The sequence below is a fragment of the Lentzea flava genome (assembly GCF_014648475.1).
GTDB classification, from domain to species: domain Bacteria; phylum Actinomycetota; class Actinomycetes; order Mycobacteriales; family Pseudonocardiaceae; genus Lentzea; species Lentzea flava.
Genome location: NZ_BMRE01000030.1, coordinates 88,468 through 104,737, shown reverse-complemented (window position 1 = coordinate 104,737; position 16,270 = coordinate 88,468). Strand labels below are relative to the sequence as shown.

Here is a 16,270-nt window from a genome sequence, read left to right as displayed (position 1 = left end):
ATCCACAGTACTGCCAACCACTTCACGACCTCAGACGGCCACATCCAAGATCGTTAACTTAGCGGCATTGGGCTGGATCCGCTGCGAAAACCCAGACGCAACCAGCTCCACACCGCCGCCTGACCCCGACCAGGGCCCCTCACCATCTCGACCGCCACGGCCGTGCAGCACCACCACGGCCGTGGCACAGTCATGCCCAAAAATCCGGTCAGGCATCGGCGACGCCTCACGCCAGCGCGATGAAAGCGACGACGCGCTGGCACCGACAGAGGCGACGGCACCGGTGAAGCGTCGGCATCGGGAGGATCGGAAAAAGCAGTGGCATCGGCAAAGCCGAAGGCAAATAGCAAGCGAAGCCGAGGCGCATCTCGAAACCGCGATGCGAAGCGAGCCGGACAGCACCTGATGCCACGCTGTTCAAGCGGTAATTCCCGGAACCCGACCGCCCAAAAGCGACCACGCACGCCAGCGATTGGGGCTTGACTTTGGGTGCGAGGTGCTACCGTGTTCGGATCGGCCGGGCTCCTTATGCCCGGCTTTTTAAGGCCGATCTGCGCCTCGCAAGGGCCCCGAAGTCAAGCCCCAATCGCAATCGTCGCGAAGCGGCGATGACGCAACCAAAGCTCGTCAACCCCGCGAACCACTCACCAACGCCTCGATCTCAGCAAGAGGCGTACGACCAAGCGCCGACCCGACCCCACAAGCCACCGCCCCCGCCTCCAACCATCCAGGAACATCCCCAGGCGCAATCCCGCCGGTAGGCACCAACGGCGCATGAGGCAGCACGGCCAACACATCCTCGACCCACCGCGTAGTAGGCGCAGGAAACACCTTCACCGCATCCGCCCCGGCCTCCATCGCCTGCACGATCTCGGTAACGGTCCCAGCACCGGGCAGCACCGCCGCCCCGTACCGATGCCCTGCCCGGATCACGGACAGCGAGAGGTTGGGCGCCACCAGGAACTGCGCGCCGGCACGCACCGCAGCCACCGCGGAAGCCTCGTCCAGCACCGAGCCCGCACCGATCACGGCCTCCGGATACGCACCCCTGAGGTGCCCGATCGCCTCCAGCGCCTGAGGGTTCGTCAGCGGGAGCTCGAGTGACGTCAGGCCGGCGTCCAGCAGCGGAACGGCGGCCGCGACGGCAGACGACGCATCTCCGGTGCGGACGATCGCGATGATGCCCTGCCGCACGACTGCCTGGGTGATCTCGTAGCGGTAGCTCACGCGCGTCAGCCTACTACACATAAATTAGGAATTATTCTTGACACTCGTGGCGGGCGAGGGGCAGGCTCACCGCATGTCCGTCCGCAGAGTCGCGTTGGCCATCGCCTTGATGTCCCTGGTGACGACACCCGCCTACGCCGGTGACGACCAGGGAGCGCCCACTTACTACGACAGTGGTGTCGCCAGGACCCCGTACATGGGGTGGAACACGTACTTCGGCCTCGGTGCGCCGAACGAGAAGGACATCCGCGGTGTCGCGGACTTCCTGGTGAGCAGCGGCCTGCGCGACGCGGGCTACACCATCGTGTGGATCGACGGCGGCTGGAACGCGCCGACTCCTCGCGACGCCAACGGGAATCTCGTCGAGGACCCCGCCAAGTTCCCCAGCGGTCTCGGCAAGCTGGTCGACGACCTGCACGCCAAGGGGCTCAAGGCCGGCATCTACACCGACGCCGGGCCGTCGGACGGCAAGAACTGTGCCGCCGGCAGCGCCGGGTACTACGAGAAGGACGCGAAGAGGTTCGCCGACTGGGAGTTCGACGCGATCAAAATCGACTTCCTGTGCGGCATCTTCGCGAACCTCAAGCCCGCGCAGGCGTTCGCGGACTTCAGCAGGGCCGTGCAGAAGGCAGGGCGGCCGATGGTCCTCAACCTGTGCAACCCGGTGACCGACGAGTGGGGCGTGCCGCACGCGCCCGACCAGGTCGCGGGGATCTCGTACACGTTCGGGCCGTTGTACGCGGACTCGTGGCGCACCAGCACGGACGTCGCGTTCGGCACGCCGTACGAGGGCATCTGGCGTGACGTGCTGCGCAACATGGATCGCAACGCCTACCACCCCGAGGCGCAGGGGCCGGGGCACTACAACGACCCCGACTACCTGATCCCGATGCGCAGGACGCAGCAGGGCGCCTACGAGCTCAACGAGGAGGAGTCCACGTCGCAGTTCGTGATGTGGGCGCAGATGTCCTCGCCGTTGATCATCGGTTCCGACCCGCGCACGCTGCCGCCGTCGATGATCAGCACGCTGAAGAACCCGGAGATCCTCGCGGTGAACCGGGACCCGCTCGCGATCCAGGGCGTGCGCGTCGCCACGACGGGCGACACCGACGTGTACAGCAAAGTCCTGTCCCGCAAGGGAGAGCGTTCGGTCGTGCTGCTGAACCGCCGCGACGTCCCCGCCGAGATGACGGTGAACTTCGCCGACGCGGGACTGAAGGGCGAGGTCAAGGTCCGCGACCTGCGGGCACGCGCCGACCGCGGCACCGCCACCGACAAGTACACCGTCACGGTTCCTCCGCACGGCACGGCGATGTTCAGGCTGCGCGGTACGGACCTCGTGCCCGGCGAGGCGGTCGGGGACAACGCCACCGCGTCACCCGCGATCGCTCGCGTCGGCGACAGCGCACTGGTGTTCGCCCGCACGATCGGTGGCGAGCTGCGGGTGCAAAGCAACGGCAGGTGGTCCGGCCTCGGCAAGGCGATCCTGGGCCAGCCCGCGGTCCGCACCGTCGGTTCCGACGTCGAGGTCACCGTGCGCGGCACCGACAACAGGGCCTGGCGGCGCACGCTCCACAACGGACGGTGGGGTACCTGGAAGTCGCTGGGTGGCAAGCTGACCGACGCGCCGAGCGTCGCGCAGGACGGCACGATCGTCGCCCGCGGCTCCGACGGCAGGGTGTGGCGGTACAACGGCAGCTGGACCTCGCTCGGCGCGCCCGGTGACGCCCCGATCTACGGCCGGCCGAGCGTGGCGGGTGGGCACGTCGCCGTCCGGACCGCCGACGACAGCGTCTGGGTGCGCCCGGTCGACGGCGGCGAGTGGACGTCACTCGGTGGCGTGATCTCCGGCAGCCCGACGATGGTCGAGTACCAGGACCGGATCTACCTGTTCGCGCGGGCCAGTGACTACACGCTCTGGCAGGTCAACCGCACGGACGGCGCGTGGGGCGGCTGGTTCAAGCGTGGTGAGTTCCCGAGCAACTCGCTCGTCGGCGCCGTCGGTGCTACTGCTGGACCGGACGGTTCCGCGTGGACAGTCGTGCGCGGGCCGGACAACAAGGTCTACCGGCAGAGGCTCTAGGAGAACGTGCGTGAAGTGCGCGGTGGTGTCGGGTGCGGCAGCGGGAATCGGTGCCGCGACGGCACAGCACCTGACCGAGAACGGGTACCGGGTGATCGGGATCGACCTGGAGGGCGACGTCGCCGTCCGTGGTGACGTCAGCGACCCGGAGATCTGGCAGAGGGCGGTCGAGCTGAGCGACGGCGGCGTGGACGCGTTGGTGAGCAACGCCTACACGGTCACCGTCACACCGCTCGACCGCACCACGCCCGCCGAGTGGGAACGCCAGCTGGCGGTCAACCTCGGCGGCGCCTTCCACGGCCTCCTGGCCTGTCTGCCGTCACTGCGGCAACGCAACGGCTCGGTCGTGTTGGTGTCGTCGGTGCACGCGCACTTCGGCATCCCCGGCCACGGCGCGTACGCGGCCTCGAAGGGCGGGCTGGTGGCTCTCACCCGCCAGCTCGCCGTCGAGTACGCCCCGCAGGTCAGGGTCAACGCGGTGCTGCCAGGTCCCGTGCTGACGGCGGCGTGGGACCGGGTGTCGCAGGAGGATCGGGAACGCAGTGCCCGAGCCACCCCCGCCGGGCGACTCGGCGACCCGGCAGAGGTGGCCTCGGTGATCGGTTTTCTGTTGTCTCCGGGGGCGTCGTTCGTGACGGGTGCGGAGATCGTGGTCGACGGCGGCTGGTCCGCGGCGAAGGACAGTTCATGAAGGTGACGGCGGTCGAGACGTTCCTGGTCGAGCCCCGCTGGTTGTTCCTGAAGGTGAACACGGACGAGGGGGTGACCGGCTGGGGTGAGCCGGTGGTCGAGGGCAGGGCCGAGACGGTCCGCGCGGCCGTCCACGAGCTCGCCGAGCTGGTGATCGGCCAGGACCCGTTGCGCGTGGAGGACCTCTGGCAGGTCCTGCGCCGCGGCGGTTTCTACCGGGGCGGCCCGGTGCTGTCGTCGGCGCTCTCCGGCTACGACCACGCGTTGTGGGACATCGCCGGCAAAGCGCGCGGCCTGCCCGTCCACGAGCTGCTCGGCGGCCCGGTCCGCGACCGCGTCCGCGCCTACTCGTGGGTGGGCGGCGACCGTCCGGACGGCATCTTCGAGGCGGTGGCACGGCAGGTTTCCGCAGGCTTCACCGCCGTGAAGATGAACGCCACGCCCGAGATGCGGCCCATCGCCTCACCCGCCGACGCCCACGCCGTGCTGGACCGCGCCCGCGAGGCCCGCGAGGCGCTGGGGCAGGACGGTGATCTCGCGATCGACTTCCACGGCCGCGTTTCCCCTGCCATGGCACGACGTCTGGTGCGCATGCTCGAGGAGGTGCAGCCGATGTTCGTGGAGGAACCGGTGCTGCCCGAGCTGCCGGCCGAGGTTCTGGCGTCGGTGGTGCAGGCGTCGACCGTGCCGATCGCGACGGGGGAGCGGCTCTACTCGCGCTGGGAGTTCAAACCCGTGCTGGAGGCGGGCGTGGCGGTCGTGCAGCCCGACCCGTCGCACGCCGGCGGCATCTCGGAGCTGCGGCGCATCGGGTCGCTGGCCGAGATCTACGGAGCCTCGATCGCGCCGCACTGTCCACTCGGGCCGATCTCGCTGGCGGCGTCGTTGCAGGTCGCCTTCACCACGCCGAACTTCCTCATCCAGGAACAGAGCGCGGGCATGCACTACCACGGCACCGACCCGGCGTACCTGGTGGACATGGCGCCGGTGCGGGTGGTGGACGGCTGGTTCGCGCGCCCGGCAGGGCCCGGCCTCGGCGTGGAGGTCGACGAGGACGCCGTGCGCAGGGCCGCCGAGATCGGGCACGCGTGGCGGTCCCCGATCTGGCGGCACGACGACGGCAGCTTCGCCGAGTGGTAGCTGACAGCGCCTGCCAGCCGCGTACCAGCGGTGTGTGCGGCTGGTGCCAGCGGAGCTCGCCAGTGTTGCCTCATGCACACTCCAGTCACGATCATCGGTGCCGGTCTCGGCGGTCTCACCCTCGCTCGCGTCCTGCACGTCCACGGCATCCCGTCCGTCGTCTACGAGGCGGAGGAGTCACCGTCGGCGCGGTCGCAGGGCGGAATGCTCGACATCCACGACTACAACGGCCAGCTCGCGATCGAGGCCGCCGGGCTGATGGACGAGTTCCGCGGCCTGGTCCTCGAAGGCCGCCAGGCGCTGCGGGTGCTGAGCCCCCGGGGCGAGGTCCTGTTCGAGAAGAACGACGACGGCACCGGCGGGCGCCCCGAGGTGCAGCGCGCCGACCTGCGGCAGATGCTGCTCGACTCACTTCCCGCGGGCACGGTCCGATGGGGCCACAAGGTGATCAGCGTCCAAGGCCGTGAGGTGACGTTCGCCAACGGCAGCACGGTGAAGGCGGAGCTGCTGGTCGGCGCGGACGGCGCGTGGTCGAAGGTCCGCGCGGTGCTGACCGGCGCCAAGCCCGAGTACGCGGGCCTGGCGTTCGTTGAGACCTACCTGTACCACGCCGACACCGCGCACCCCGCCGCCGCGAAGGCCGTCGGTGGCGGTTCGATGTTCGCTCCCGGCCAGGGCAAGGGGATCTTCGCCCACCGCGAGCGCGGCGACACCCTGCACGCCTACGTGGAGTTCACCCGGCCGCTGGAGTGGTTCGACGGCATCGACGTCACGGACCCCGCACAGGTCGTGCGGGAGTTCGAGGGCTGGGCCCCCGAGCTGACCGCGCTGATCAGCGAGTCCGACACAACTCCGGTGTTCCGGCCGCACTTCCGGCTGCCGTCCGGACTGCGCTGGGACCGGGTGCCGGGCGTGACGCTCCTCGGCGACGCCGCCCACCTGACGGTGGCGAACGGCGAAGGCGCCAACCTGGCCATGTTGGACGGCGCCGAGCTCGCCAAGGCGCTCGCCGCGCACCCCGACGACGTCGAGCGCGCGCTGACCGAGTACGAGGAGGCCATGATCGTGCGGGCGGTGCGGACCGTCGAGGACACCGACGGCATCGCCGAGAGCCTGTTCGGCGACGAGCCGCCGGAGAAGCTGGTCGACCTGCTCACGGACGCTCACTGACGCCGAACAGCACCCGGAACACCGCGCCCTCACCCGGCGCGGTGTCCACCTCCACCCGCCAGCCGTGCGCCGCCACCAGCGCCGCCACGATCGCCAGCCCCAGCCCGGCACCACCGGGTCCACGCGCCGGATCCACGCGGTAGAAGCGTTCGAACACCCGCGCGGCCTGCTCGGGCTCCATCCCCGGCCCGTGATCGGCCACCTCGATCACGTCCGGCGTGAGCCGCACCTCGATCGGCGACCCGGCCGGCGTGTGCGTCAACGCGTTGTCCAGCAGGTTCGTCAGCACCTGCCGCACCCGCGCGTCATCGCCGTCGACCAGCACCGGCACACCGGGAAGGTCCAGCGACACCGAGCGTTGCGGATCCCGCACCCGCGCCTCGTGCACCGCATCGGTCACCAGCACGACGAGGTCCACAGTGGACAGTGTCAGCGGCTGTTCCGAGTCGAGCCTGGCCAGCTGCAGCAGGTCCTCGACGAGCACGCCCATCCGCGCGGCCTGGTCCTCGATGCGCCGTAACACCTCGCCGGCGTCCGGAGCAGCACCCTGCCGGTAGAGCTCGGCATAGCCCCGAATCGACGTCAGCGGCGTGCGCAGCTCATGCGACGCATCAGCGACGAACTGGCGCATCCGGTTCTCCGAGCTCACCCGCACCGCGAACGCCTGCTCGATCTGCCCGAGCATCGTGTTCAGCGCCGACGCCAGCCGCCCGACCTCGCTGCCCGGCCGCCGCACCGGCACCCGCCGCGAGAGGTCGCCGGCCGCGATCTCGCCCGCGACCTGCTCGACCTCCTCCAACGCCCGCGTGGACGCCCGCACCAGCGCATAGCCCGCCATCCCCACCAGGATCAGCGCGCCGAGGCTGATCAGCAGGAACGCCACCCGCAGGTCGCCGACCGCCCTGTCGACCTCCGACTGGTCCGCCACCGCGACCAGCTCGACGTCGTCGAACTTCCGCATCACGACCCGGTGCGTGCCGACCGTGACGTGCTCGCCCGCCGTCAGCGTCCCGTACGCGGGCAGGCCCTCGAACGGCGTGCCCGCGACAACACCCTGCGCGTCGCGCAGCAGCATGTTGTCGCGCAGGGGGAACGTCCTCGGCGTCGACACCGCCCGGTCCAGCCGCGCGTCGAGCTGGCCCAGCAGGTAGTTCTCCATCACCTTCGAGCCGATCAGCCACGTGCCGAACAGGCCCGCGGCCACCAGGGCGACGAGCACGACCACGAGCCGCACGCGCAACGTCATGGGCGAATCATGTAGCCCAGGCCGCGCACCGTGTGGATCAGCCGCGGCTCCACGGCGTCCACCTTGCGCCGCAGGTACGAGATGTACGACTCGACCACGCCGACGTCGCCGTCGAAGTCGTGGGACCACACCTGGTCGAGGATCTGCGCCTTCGACAGCACCCGGCCGCTGTTGCGCATTAGGTAGTGCAGCAGCCGGAACTCGGTCGGCGACAGCTCCACGACCCGCGTGCCGCGCCGCACGACGTGGCTCTCCACGTCCAGCGAGAGATCGCCGCAGGTCAGCTGCTCGCTCTCGGAGCCTGGCCGGGTGCGGCGCAGCACGGCGGTGACGCGGGCGATGACCTCCTCCAGGCTGAACGGCTTGGTGATGTACCCGTCGCCGCCGATCGTCAGGCCGGTGACCCGGTCGTCCGGGCTGTCGCGCGCCGTCAGGTACAGCACCGGCACCCGCACGCCACCGCCCCGCAGCCGCCGCACCACCTCGAACCCGTCGCGGTCGGGCAGCATCACGTCGAGCAGCACCAGGTCCGGCGGGTCCGTGCGGGCAGCCTGCAGTGCCTCGCCGCCGGTCGCCGCGCTGGACACGGCGAACCCCGCGAACCGCAGGCTCGCGCACAGCAGCTCGCGGATGCTGGGTTCGTCCTCGACGACGAGCAACCGGCCACGTTCCACGCGTGAATCCTGCATCAGCCGTTGGGCGGCCGCTGGGTCAGCGTCTGCGCGGTCACCGTGCCGTCCGAGCCCTGCTGGCCCTGCACGACCACCTGCTGGCCCGCCTTCAGGTCGGTCAGCTTGCCGTCGGAGGTGATCTGCACCTTTGTGGAGTCCGAAGTGGACACGTTGACGATCTCGCCGTTCTGCGTCTTCACGTACACCGTGGTGCCGTCGACGTGGTCGATGGTGCCGATCGTGCCCCGGCCGCCGCGGTTCGTCCCGGACGGCGGGGTTCCGTTGAACTGCCGGGCGGCGGCGTTCTGGCGCGTCGGGGTCTGCGTGGAACCGAAGGACTTCTGCACGAACACCCCGCCGACGAACGCGACGATGACGAGCACCGCGACACCCAGGACGATCGTGGTCTTGCCGACGCCCGCCTTGCGCTCCTTCAGCTCGGCGGTGAGGTCGTTCTCCAGTGGGTCGGTCACTTGCCGGACTCCTATTCGTGCCTGAGGGCTTCGATGGGACGGAGCTTCGCCGCGCGCGAGGCCGGGTAGCTGCCGAAGAACAGGCCGATCAACGCCGACACCGCGAACGCGAGCAGCACCGACGACGGCACGAGCACGGGCTTGATGCCCGCGATGGTGAACTGGGTGCCGAGCATCCCCGCGGCCACGCCCAGCGCACCGCCGAACAGGCTCAGCAGCGTCGCCTCGATCAGGAACTGGCCGAGGATCGACGAACGAGGCGCGCCGACGGCCTTGCGGATGCCGATCTCGCGGATCCGCTCGGTGACGGTCACCAGCATGATGTTCGTGATGCCGATTCCGCCCACCAGCAAGGAGATCGCCGCCACCGACGCCAGCAGCACGGTGAACGTCTCCGTCGTCGCGGTCCGCGCGGTGAGCAGCTGATCCTGGCTGAGGATCCGGTAGTCCGCGGTCTGGCTGATCCGGTGCCGTCCGTTGAGGATCGTCGTCACCTGGGCCTGCGCGTTCGGCAACGCGTCGGCCGACCGCGCCTGCACGACGATCTGGGTGAGGCTGCCGTAGCCGGTCAACGCGTTCTGCGTGGTCGTCAGCGGTGCCACGGCCATGTCGTCGGCGTCCTGCAACCCGCTGGAGCCCTTCGCCGCGAGCACTCCGACGACCGTGAACGGGATGTTGTTGACCAGCATGGACTTCCCGACCGGATCGACACCGGGGAAGAGCTGCGTCGCCACGGTCGCACCGATCACCACGACCTTGCGCGCCTGCTGGACGTCGTTGTCGGAGAACAGGTTCCCCTGCGCGACACCGCTGTTCGTCGTCTCGAAGTAACGCGGATCGGTCCCGATGAACTGGCTGATCGCGTAGCTGGTGCCGCCGTAGCCCGCGGTCGCCTGCGCGGACACGACCGGCGACGCGTACTTGACGTCGGGGGAGTCGGGGCCGACCAGCGCCGCCGCGTCCGCCGTGGTCAGCGGCTTGACCGGGCTGCCCGGCTGGGCGCGCTGCGGGCTGATCGTCAGGATGTTGGTGCCGAGCCCGGCGATGCTCTGCTGCACCGCGCTCGACGCGCCGTTGCCCACCGCGATCAGCAGGATCACCGACGCGACACCGATCAGGATGCCCAGCGTGGTGAGCCCGGACCGCATCTTGTTGGCCGTCAGCCCGCGCACGGCGAACGCGGCGATGTCGAACAGTCTCACACCAGCACCCCCGCGACCCTGCCGTCGACCACGCGGACCGTGCGCATGGCGTGGGCGGCGACCTCGTCCTCGTGCGTGATCAACACGACCGTGCGCCCGCTGGCGTGCAGGCGGTCCAGGATCGCCAGCACCTCGCGGCTGGAGTCGGTGTCGAGGTTTCCGGTCGGCTCGTCGGCCAGCACGATCGCGGGCGACGTGACGAGCGCGCGGGCGATGGCGACGCGTTGTTGCTGGCCGCCGGACAGTTCGTTCGGCCGGTGGTGCGTGCGGTCTTTCAAGCCAACGAGATCGAGCGCCGCCAACGCGCGTTCACGCCGTTGGGCACGCCTCACGCCCGCGTACACCAGCGGGAGTTCCACGTTCGCGAGCGCCGTGGTTCGCGGCACCAGGTTGAACGACTGGAACACGAACCCGATCTTGCGGTTGCGCAGCAGCGACAGCTGCTCCTCGTCGAAGTCGCTCGTGTCGATGCCGTCCAGCAGGTACGTGCCCGAGGTCGGGATGTCGAGGCAGCCCAGGATGTTGAGCAACGTCGACTTGCCCGACCCGGACGCTCCCATGATCGCGATGTACTCGCCCTTCTCGACGGTGAGGTCGAGGCCTCTGAGGGCGTGCACGGCCGTGTCGCCGGCGCCGTAGGTCTTGCGGAGGTTCCTGACCTCGATGACCGGGCTCATCGGCCGAACCCGCCACCGTTGCGGTTCCCGGTGCCGGTGCCGGGGAAGTTTCCTTGCTGCGGCTGGCGGTTCGTGTTGGTCGACGTGGTCACCGGTGGCAGCACGACCTCCTCGCCCGCCGTCAGCCCAGACTTGATCTCCACGTACTGGTCGCCGCGCACCCCGACCTCGACGGTCTTGCGGGTCTCGGCGCCGTTCTCCAGCACCTGGACCGTGCTCTGGTTGTTCACCGTCTGCACGGCGGCCGCGGGCACGGCGAGCACGTTCGACGCCTGGCTGATCGTGATCTCGACGCTCGCGGACTGACCCGGCCGCAACCCGGCGGGCGGATCGGTGAGGGTGAGCGTCACGCCGTACTGGACGACGTTGTTCGACGTGGTGGGGGTGAGGTCGACCTGCGCGACCTTGGCCTGGATCGGCTGCGTGGCCATGGCGTTGACGGTGACGGTCGCGGCCTGGTCGGCCTTGAGCTTGCTGACGTCGGACTCGGAGACGTTCGCGTGCAGCACCAGGTTCTTCAGGTCGGTGACGACGACGAACCCGGACGTGGCGTTGCCGCCGACCTTCTGCCCGACCGAACCGGTGACGGAGGTGATCGTGCCGTCACCGGGCGCCGTCAGCGTGGTGGCGGCGAGCGCGTCCTGCGCCTGCTTGAGCGCGAGCTCGGCCTGCCGGTACGCCGTGGTGGCCGTGCCCTTCAGCGCCGCCGTGTCGAGGTTGCCCTGCGCGATGTCGACCTGCAGCTGCGCCTGCGTCGGATCGAGCTTGGCGAGCTGCTGACCCTTCGTGACGACGTCGCCGACCTTGACGTTGACCTCGGTGACCGTGCCGCTCGTGCCGAACGACGCCGCGGCGCTGAACGAGCTCTGCACCGTGCCCGACGCCGTGACCACCTCGCTGACGTCGCGGTTCGCGGCGGCCGCCGTGCGTGCGGCGGTGGTCTGGGCGTTGCCGGAGGAGCCGAAGAACACCAGGTAGCCGGCCACACCGGCACCGAGGAGCACCACCACCAGCAGTCCGTTGATCAACAAGGATCTGCGACGTCGAGTCATGACAGCGGATCGTTGCCGCTTCAGCTGTAGACAGGCTGCGAGTTTCCTGGCAGTTTCCTGATGATCGGGCATTCCGTTTTCACCCGAATGAGCAGGTTCGTGCTCAAAGAGCAAGCCTTAGCGTCGATGGCATGGCCACGACTACTCCATCCACCGCATACAGCCGGGACTTGGGCGATGAACTGCGCCGCTTGCGAGAGACGTGCACCGGCCTGACCGGCAACGCACTCGCCATCCGGCTGGGCTGGGACCCCAGCAAGGTCTCGACGATCGAGCACGGCAAGTACCGCGCCAGCGAGATCGACCTCGTGCAGTACCTGACGATGTGCGGCAAGGACATCGACTTCTTCGAGGACTTCAAACGCAAGTGGCGCAACGCCTTCGACGAGTACATCGTGCAGGTGTCGGACAACCTCCGCACGCTCGCCCGAGCCGAGTCCACCGCCAAGTCGATCGTCAGCTACGACCCGCAGGCCGTCCCCGGCCTCATCCAGACCCCGGAGTACGCCGACGCTCTCTACCGGATGGGCGGGTTCATCCCGGAGGAGCGCATCCCGGCCGTCGTCCAGTTCCGGATGGACCGCCAGTCGATCCTGCGCCGACACAACCGGCCGACTTGCTTGTTCTACATCCATGAGCACGCGTTGCAGACCCAGGTGGGCGACAGCCGGATCATGGAAGACCAGTACGCGCGCCTGCTGTTCAACACGCACCTGGTCAGGATCGTGCCCGCGGACGCGCCCTTGGTGGCCACCGGGTGCGTGCTGTGGGAGTACGAGAAGGAGAGGCCGATCGCCTTCACCTCCACCGACCTGGCGAAGCTGTTCGTGCAGGACCCTGGCGCCATCGCTCGGATCAGGCTGCTGTTCGACCGTTTGGGCGAGGTCGCCTTGGATGAGGAACAATCGCGGAGCAAGCTGGCGGAGTACGTCGGCCGACCGCGAGAGGAACTCAATGATCCAGGACCGCGCTTGGCGTAAGAGCAGCTACAGCGGCGCGACCGAGGACGACAACTGCGTCGAGGTGTCACTGGCCCACGACGCGCTCGTTCGCGACTCGAAGAACCCCTCCGGAGGCGTTCTGACCTTCTCTTCTGCTGCCTGGAAGAACTTCCTCGAAAATCGTTGAACCGTCACCCGTCTCGCTACGTGTTCCCGCCGTCGAACATGATCGAGGGGGACGGGTGATGGACCAGAAGACGCTGTTGCTGCCGCGCCAGGGTGGTCAGGTGCTGCGGTTGCGCCAGACCACCCCGCTGCGGGTCGACGTCGCGGGCGGTGGTCCTGTCGGTCTCGCGTTCGCGTGCACCCTGAAGTCGTTGCTGGGCGACCAGGTCGCGCTGCGCGTGTACGACCGCCGCTGGATGCGCCGCGGCAACCGAGTCGTGTGGCGCGGCGCCGCCGAGGGCAACAACCGCCGCGAGCAGGTCGTGACGCTGCAGAGCAACGTGTGGTCCGCGCTGCCTTCCGCTGTGCAGCAACGGCTTTTCGTGCCGGGCAAGTTCTCGGAGATGTGGCCGCTCGGCCCGGACTCGCCCGAGTCGAAGGGCCGCCCGCGCAACATCAAGATCCGCTGGATCGAGGACGCCCTGCTGGACCTGGCCCAGGACGTCTACGGCATCGAGGTGATCCCGGCCGCCTACACCAAGCCCGACCGCTGGGACGGCCTGCACGTGCTGGCGATCGCCGACGGCGCCCGTTCCGCCACCCGCGCCTCCCTCTCGGCCCACTTCGGCACGCCGAGCCGCGAACTGTTCTCCGTGGACGGTTCCCCGCTGGACGAGCGAGTGCTCGGCATCCGCGTCACGGCGAAGGTCCCCGACGAGCACACCGTGCCGTTGACCGTGGCCCAGAACAGGTTCCTCTTCAACTCGCTCGGCGGCGGCTTCATCAACATGCGCCTGACGGCCGAGGAAGCCTCCGAGATCGTCGCGCTGGGCGAGAACGGCCCGGTAGCGTGCATCGGCAAGTTCGGCTGCACGATGCGCCCTGCCGACGGCCGCTTCGTCTGCGACCGCCACCGCGCCGTCTTCAAGCCGTCCGTCGACAAGCTTTCCTACCTGTGGCCCCGAATTCTCGACGGCCTGCGCTTCTTCGGCGTCGGCGCGGCGGACGTCGTGGGCATCACCTCGTTCACCCTCGGCATGCAGCAGATGTCGAAGTTCACGGCCCAGCTCGGCCCGTCGACCTTCGGCTTCCTGCTGGGCGACGCCGCCAACTCGCTGCACTTCTGGCCGGGCCGAGGCCTGAACACGGGCCTGAAGAGCGCGCTCTCACTTGCCGTGAACCTGCAGAAGCGCTGGCGCGGCAAGCCTTTCCGCGCCGCCGACTTCGCCCAGCACGAGGGCATCATGCAACAGCTGCAGTACCGCGAGAAGTCCCGCGCCTGGACCACCATGCTGATGCCGGACTCCGAGGGCGTGCCGCGCGGCATCGAGGACCGCATCCGCGAGGGCCTGCAGGGCCCGTTCGACCGCGCGGCCCTCGTCCGGACGCTGTTCGAGCGGGTGCTGGAGATCAAGAAGCGGTTGGCGGGCCGGATGGGATCGCTCGCCACCGACGAGTGGTACTACGGGCGGATCAACGCCCTGGACGTGCGCACGTTGAAGGTCATGGCGGAGTCCGGGCCGTGGATCACGCGGGAGATCGGCGGCGAGGAAGTGGTGGTCCCGATGGCCCAGACCGTCACGCCGGAACCTGTTCGCCGTGGTTTGTCCCTGGTCAGCTAGCGGTCGTGGTGGACAGCGCCGTCCACCACGACGCGGCCTGCTAGCCGAAGAAGTTGCAGGCCTGGCGGATGCGGTCGTCTTCGAGAGTGAGGACACCGTACCCGGTGGCCACAGGTGCGGCCTGCTCACCGAGGTGCCACGAGTACAGGACCACGTTGTTGTGCGCGTTGATCACCTGGGTGAGGCCGAGAGCGAGATCACCCAGCTTCTCCCGCGACTGGCCGATCGCCCTGGCGACCGCGTCCCTGCCCTCCGCCGTCCAGTCTGGGTCGATCACGTCGGCGTCTTCGGTGAAGATCGCTTCGATCGTGGCTCCGCGCTGATCGCCGTCGAAGTCGTTCCACGCCTCGAAGTACTTCTGCACGAGCTGGTCGGTGTTCACTGATGGGTCTCCTTCGTCGATGTCGGGTCGGGAGTTGTCGGCTGGGGGTTTGAGCAGGAACGCGACGAGGCCGCCGGCCAGTGAGGCGATGCCGCCGGCCACGAGCGCCGCGCGAAGTCCTTCCACCACGGCGGTCGGTGCCGACGCGGCACCGGAGTGGAGATCAAGGCCTGCGTTCGCGACGGCGACGAGCACGGCGAGACCGATGGCGCCGCCGATCTGCTGGGAGGTGGTCGCGAGCGCGGATGCGACACCCTGCTCTTCCGGCGCGACCCCGGAGGCCGCGGCGACGAACATCGCCGGGAAGGTCAGGCCGCCGCCGAGCCCCCAGACGAGCAGACCGGCGAGGACCGTCCAGAACGGGGCGTCGACAGCCATGCCCGCGGCGAGCAAGACCATGCCGGCGCCGTTGACGACCATGCCGGCGAACAGGGTGGCGCGTACGCCCCACCGGCCGAGCAGGGTTCCGGTCAGCTTCAGCGACGCCGCCATCGAGACGAGGGTCAGCGGCACGAACGCCAGACCGGCCTGCAGGGCGTTGTAACCGAGCACGTCCTGCAGGTAGGTGGTGAACAGGTAGTACGCCCCGCCCAGTGCGCTCTGGAAAACGAGGATCACGCCGATCGCGATGACCAGGCTGCGGTTGCCGAACAGGCGCAGCGGGACCAGGGGATCGCCGGTGCGCCACTCCACCACCACGAACACGGCGAGCAGCAGCAGTCCGATGATCAACGCCCCGCCACCGCGCAGGGAGGCCCAGCCTGCCTCCGGCCCGCTGACCAGCCCGAGGACCAGCAGTGAGGAACCTGCCGTGGCCAGGACCGCGCCGGCGACGTCGAACCCGCCGCGCGTGGCCGTGCGAGCGGCACCGGGAGCGAGCACCGGGCGTGCCGCGGCTGCCGCGCCCAGAGCGATTGGCGCCAGCAGGAAGAACACCCACTGCCAGCCCAGGGCGTTGGTGATCACGCCACCCAGCAACGCACCAGCGGCGAGCCCGCCGCTTCCGGCAGCGCCCCACACCGACAGCGCGCGGTTGCGTTCGGCGCCTTCCGCGAAACTCGTGTTGATCAGAGTGAGCGTCGCCGGGGTGAGCAACGCGGCCCCGAAGCCCTGAACGCCGCGTGCGATCACCAGCGCTTCCGCACTGCCCGCGAAACCTCCGGCGAGGCACGCGAAACCGAAGAGGACGAGCCCGAGAACGAACGTGCGCCGCGCGCCGAACCGGTCGGCGACCCGGCCGCCGAAGAGCAGGAACCCGCCGAACCCCACGGCGTACGCGCTCACGACCCACTGCAGTGACTGCGGAGTGAATCCAAGCGCACGGCCGATGTCCGGTAAGGCGACGTAGACGACGTTGTAGTCGAGCGCGACCACGAACTGTGCGAACGCCAGCAACGCGATAGCGAGCCCACGCCGCCGAACGGCACGGGCGACTGAGGTGTTCATCGAATGGATCCTCCGAGCCGCTCTACACGGCAGAGATTTACTACACGGCGTTCAGTAACAGCACGGCGAATAGTAGCCGAGCA

The 16,270-nt window shown here is 69.2% G+C and carries 15 protein-coding genes; 7 read left to right on the top strand and 8 right to left on the bottom strand.

All coding sequences use genetic code 11. The annotated features are described in order from the left end of the window. Positions 1 to 627: 627 nt before the first annotated feature. Positions 628 to 1,227 (bottom strand): bifunctional 4-hydroxy-2-oxoglutarate aldolase/2-dehydro-3-deoxy-phosphogluconate aldolase, encoded by a 600-nt coding sequence (locus tag IEZ09_RS28805; protein ID WP_189256921.1) that lies wholly within the window; start codon positions 1,225 to 1,227, stop codon positions 628 to 630. A gap of 73 nt (positions 1,228 to 1,300) precedes the next feature. On the opposite strand from IEZ09_RS28805, the gene IEZ09_RS28800 reads away from it, so the two are divergent. The 4 genes from IEZ09_RS28800 to IEZ09_RS28785 all read left to right on the top strand — a co-directional run bounded on the left by IEZ09_RS28800 (position 1,301) and on the right by IEZ09_RS28785 (position 6,310). After that, on the top strand, positions 1,301 to 3,310 hold the full coding sequence (locus IEZ09_RS28800; RefSeq protein ID WP_189256920.1) for a DUF8189 domain-containing protein: 2,010 nt from the start codon (positions 1,301 to 1,303) through the stop codon (positions 3,308 to 3,310). Positions 3,311 to 3,320: 10 nt separating this feature from the next. Next, positions 3,321 to 4,001, top strand: coding sequence for an SDR family NAD(P)-dependent oxidoreductase (locus tag IEZ09_RS28795; RefSeq protein WP_189256919.1), 681 nt, complete (start codon positions 3,321 to 3,323; stop codon positions 3,999 to 4,001). Beyond that, positions 3,998 to 5,140, top strand: a complete 1,143-nt coding sequence (gene dgoD / locus IEZ09_RS28790) for a galactonate dehydratase (RefSeq protein WP_189256918.1) — start codon at positions 3,998 to 4,000, stop codon at positions 5,138 to 5,140. Before IEZ09_RS28795 ends, dgoD begins: the two co-directional genes overlap by 4 nt. A 72-nt stretch (positions 5,141 to 5,212) precedes the next feature. After that, the gene (locus tag IEZ09_RS28785) at positions 5,213 to 6,310 is read left to right on the top strand and encodes an FAD-dependent oxidoreductase (RefSeq protein WP_189256917.1); all 1,098 of its coding nucleotides are present in this window, start codon (positions 5,213 to 5,215) and stop codon (positions 6,308 to 6,310) included. On the opposite strand, the gene IEZ09_RS28780 is transcribed toward IEZ09_RS28785, so the two are convergent. From IEZ09_RS28780 to IEZ09_RS28755, 6 genes are read right to left on the bottom strand one after another with little or no spacing between them, the layout of a single operon-like run. After that, the gene (locus IEZ09_RS28780; protein ID WP_189256916.1) at positions 6,294 to 7,556 is read right to left on the bottom strand and encodes a sensor histidine kinase; all 1,263 of its coding nucleotides are present in this window, start codon (positions 7,554 to 7,556) and stop codon (positions 6,294 to 6,296) included. The genes IEZ09_RS28785 and IEZ09_RS28780 overlap by 17 nt on opposite strands. Continuing rightward, entirely contained in the window at positions 7,553 to 8,245 is a 693-nt protein-coding gene (locus IEZ09_RS28775; protein ID WP_189256915.1) for a response regulator transcription factor, read from the bottom strand. The genes IEZ09_RS28780 and IEZ09_RS28775 overlap by 4 nt, the downstream gene beginning before the upstream one ends. Continuing rightward, the gene (locus IEZ09_RS28770) at positions 8,245 to 8,700 is read right to left on the bottom strand and encodes a hypothetical protein (RefSeq protein ID WP_189256914.1); all 456 of its coding nucleotides are present in this window, start codon (positions 8,698 to 8,700) and stop codon (positions 8,245 to 8,247) included. The genes IEZ09_RS28775 and IEZ09_RS28770 overlap by 1 nt, the downstream gene beginning before the upstream one ends. A gap of 11 nt (positions 8,701 to 8,711) precedes the next feature. After that, a complete protein-coding gene (locus tag IEZ09_RS28765; protein ID WP_189256913.1) occupies positions 8,712 to 9,902 on the bottom strand; it encodes an ABC transporter permease in 1,191 nt (396 codons plus the stop codon). Next, complete coding sequence (locus IEZ09_RS28760; protein WP_189256912.1) at positions 9,899 to 10,579, bottom strand: ABC transporter ATP-binding protein; 681 nt, start codon at positions 10,577 to 10,579, stop codon at positions 9,899 to 9,901. The genes IEZ09_RS28765 and IEZ09_RS28760 overlap by 4 nt, the downstream gene beginning before the upstream one ends. Then, positions 10,576 to 11,631 (bottom strand): efflux RND transporter periplasmic adaptor subunit, encoded by a 1,056-nt coding sequence (locus IEZ09_RS28755; protein ID WP_189256911.1) that lies wholly within the window; start codon positions 11,629 to 11,631, stop codon positions 10,576 to 10,578. Before IEZ09_RS28755 ends, IEZ09_RS28760 begins: the two co-directional genes overlap by 4 nt. 131 nt (positions 11,632 to 11,762) lie before the next feature. Between IEZ09_RS28755 and IEZ09_RS28750 the strand changes: the two genes are divergently transcribed. From IEZ09_RS28750 to IEZ09_RS28740, 3 genes are read left to right on the top strand one after another with little or no spacing between them, the layout of a single operon-like run. Beyond that, positions 11,763 to 12,611, top strand: a complete 849-nt coding sequence (locus tag IEZ09_RS28750; RefSeq protein WP_268247653.1) for a helix-turn-helix domain-containing protein — start codon at positions 11,763 to 11,765, stop codon at positions 12,609 to 12,611. After that, positions 12,586 to 12,759, top strand: coding sequence for a DUF397 domain-containing protein (locus IEZ09_RS28745; protein ID WP_189256909.1), 174 nt, complete (start codon positions 12,586 to 12,588; stop codon positions 12,757 to 12,759). Before IEZ09_RS28750 ends, IEZ09_RS28745 begins: the two co-directional genes overlap by 26 nt. A 58-nt stretch (positions 12,760 to 12,817) precedes the next feature. Next, complete coding sequence (locus IEZ09_RS28740; protein ID WP_189256908.1) at positions 12,818 to 14,359, top strand: FHA domain-containing protein; 1,542 nt, start codon at positions 12,818 to 12,820, stop codon at positions 14,357 to 14,359. Between the two features lie 40 nt (positions 14,360 to 14,399). On the opposite strand, the gene IEZ09_RS28735 is transcribed toward IEZ09_RS28740, so the two are convergent. Continuing rightward, entirely contained in the window at positions 14,400 to 16,187 is a 1,788-nt protein-coding gene (locus IEZ09_RS28735; RefSeq protein WP_189256907.1) for an MFS transporter, read from the bottom strand. Positions 16,188 to 16,270: the final 83 nt, after the last annotated feature.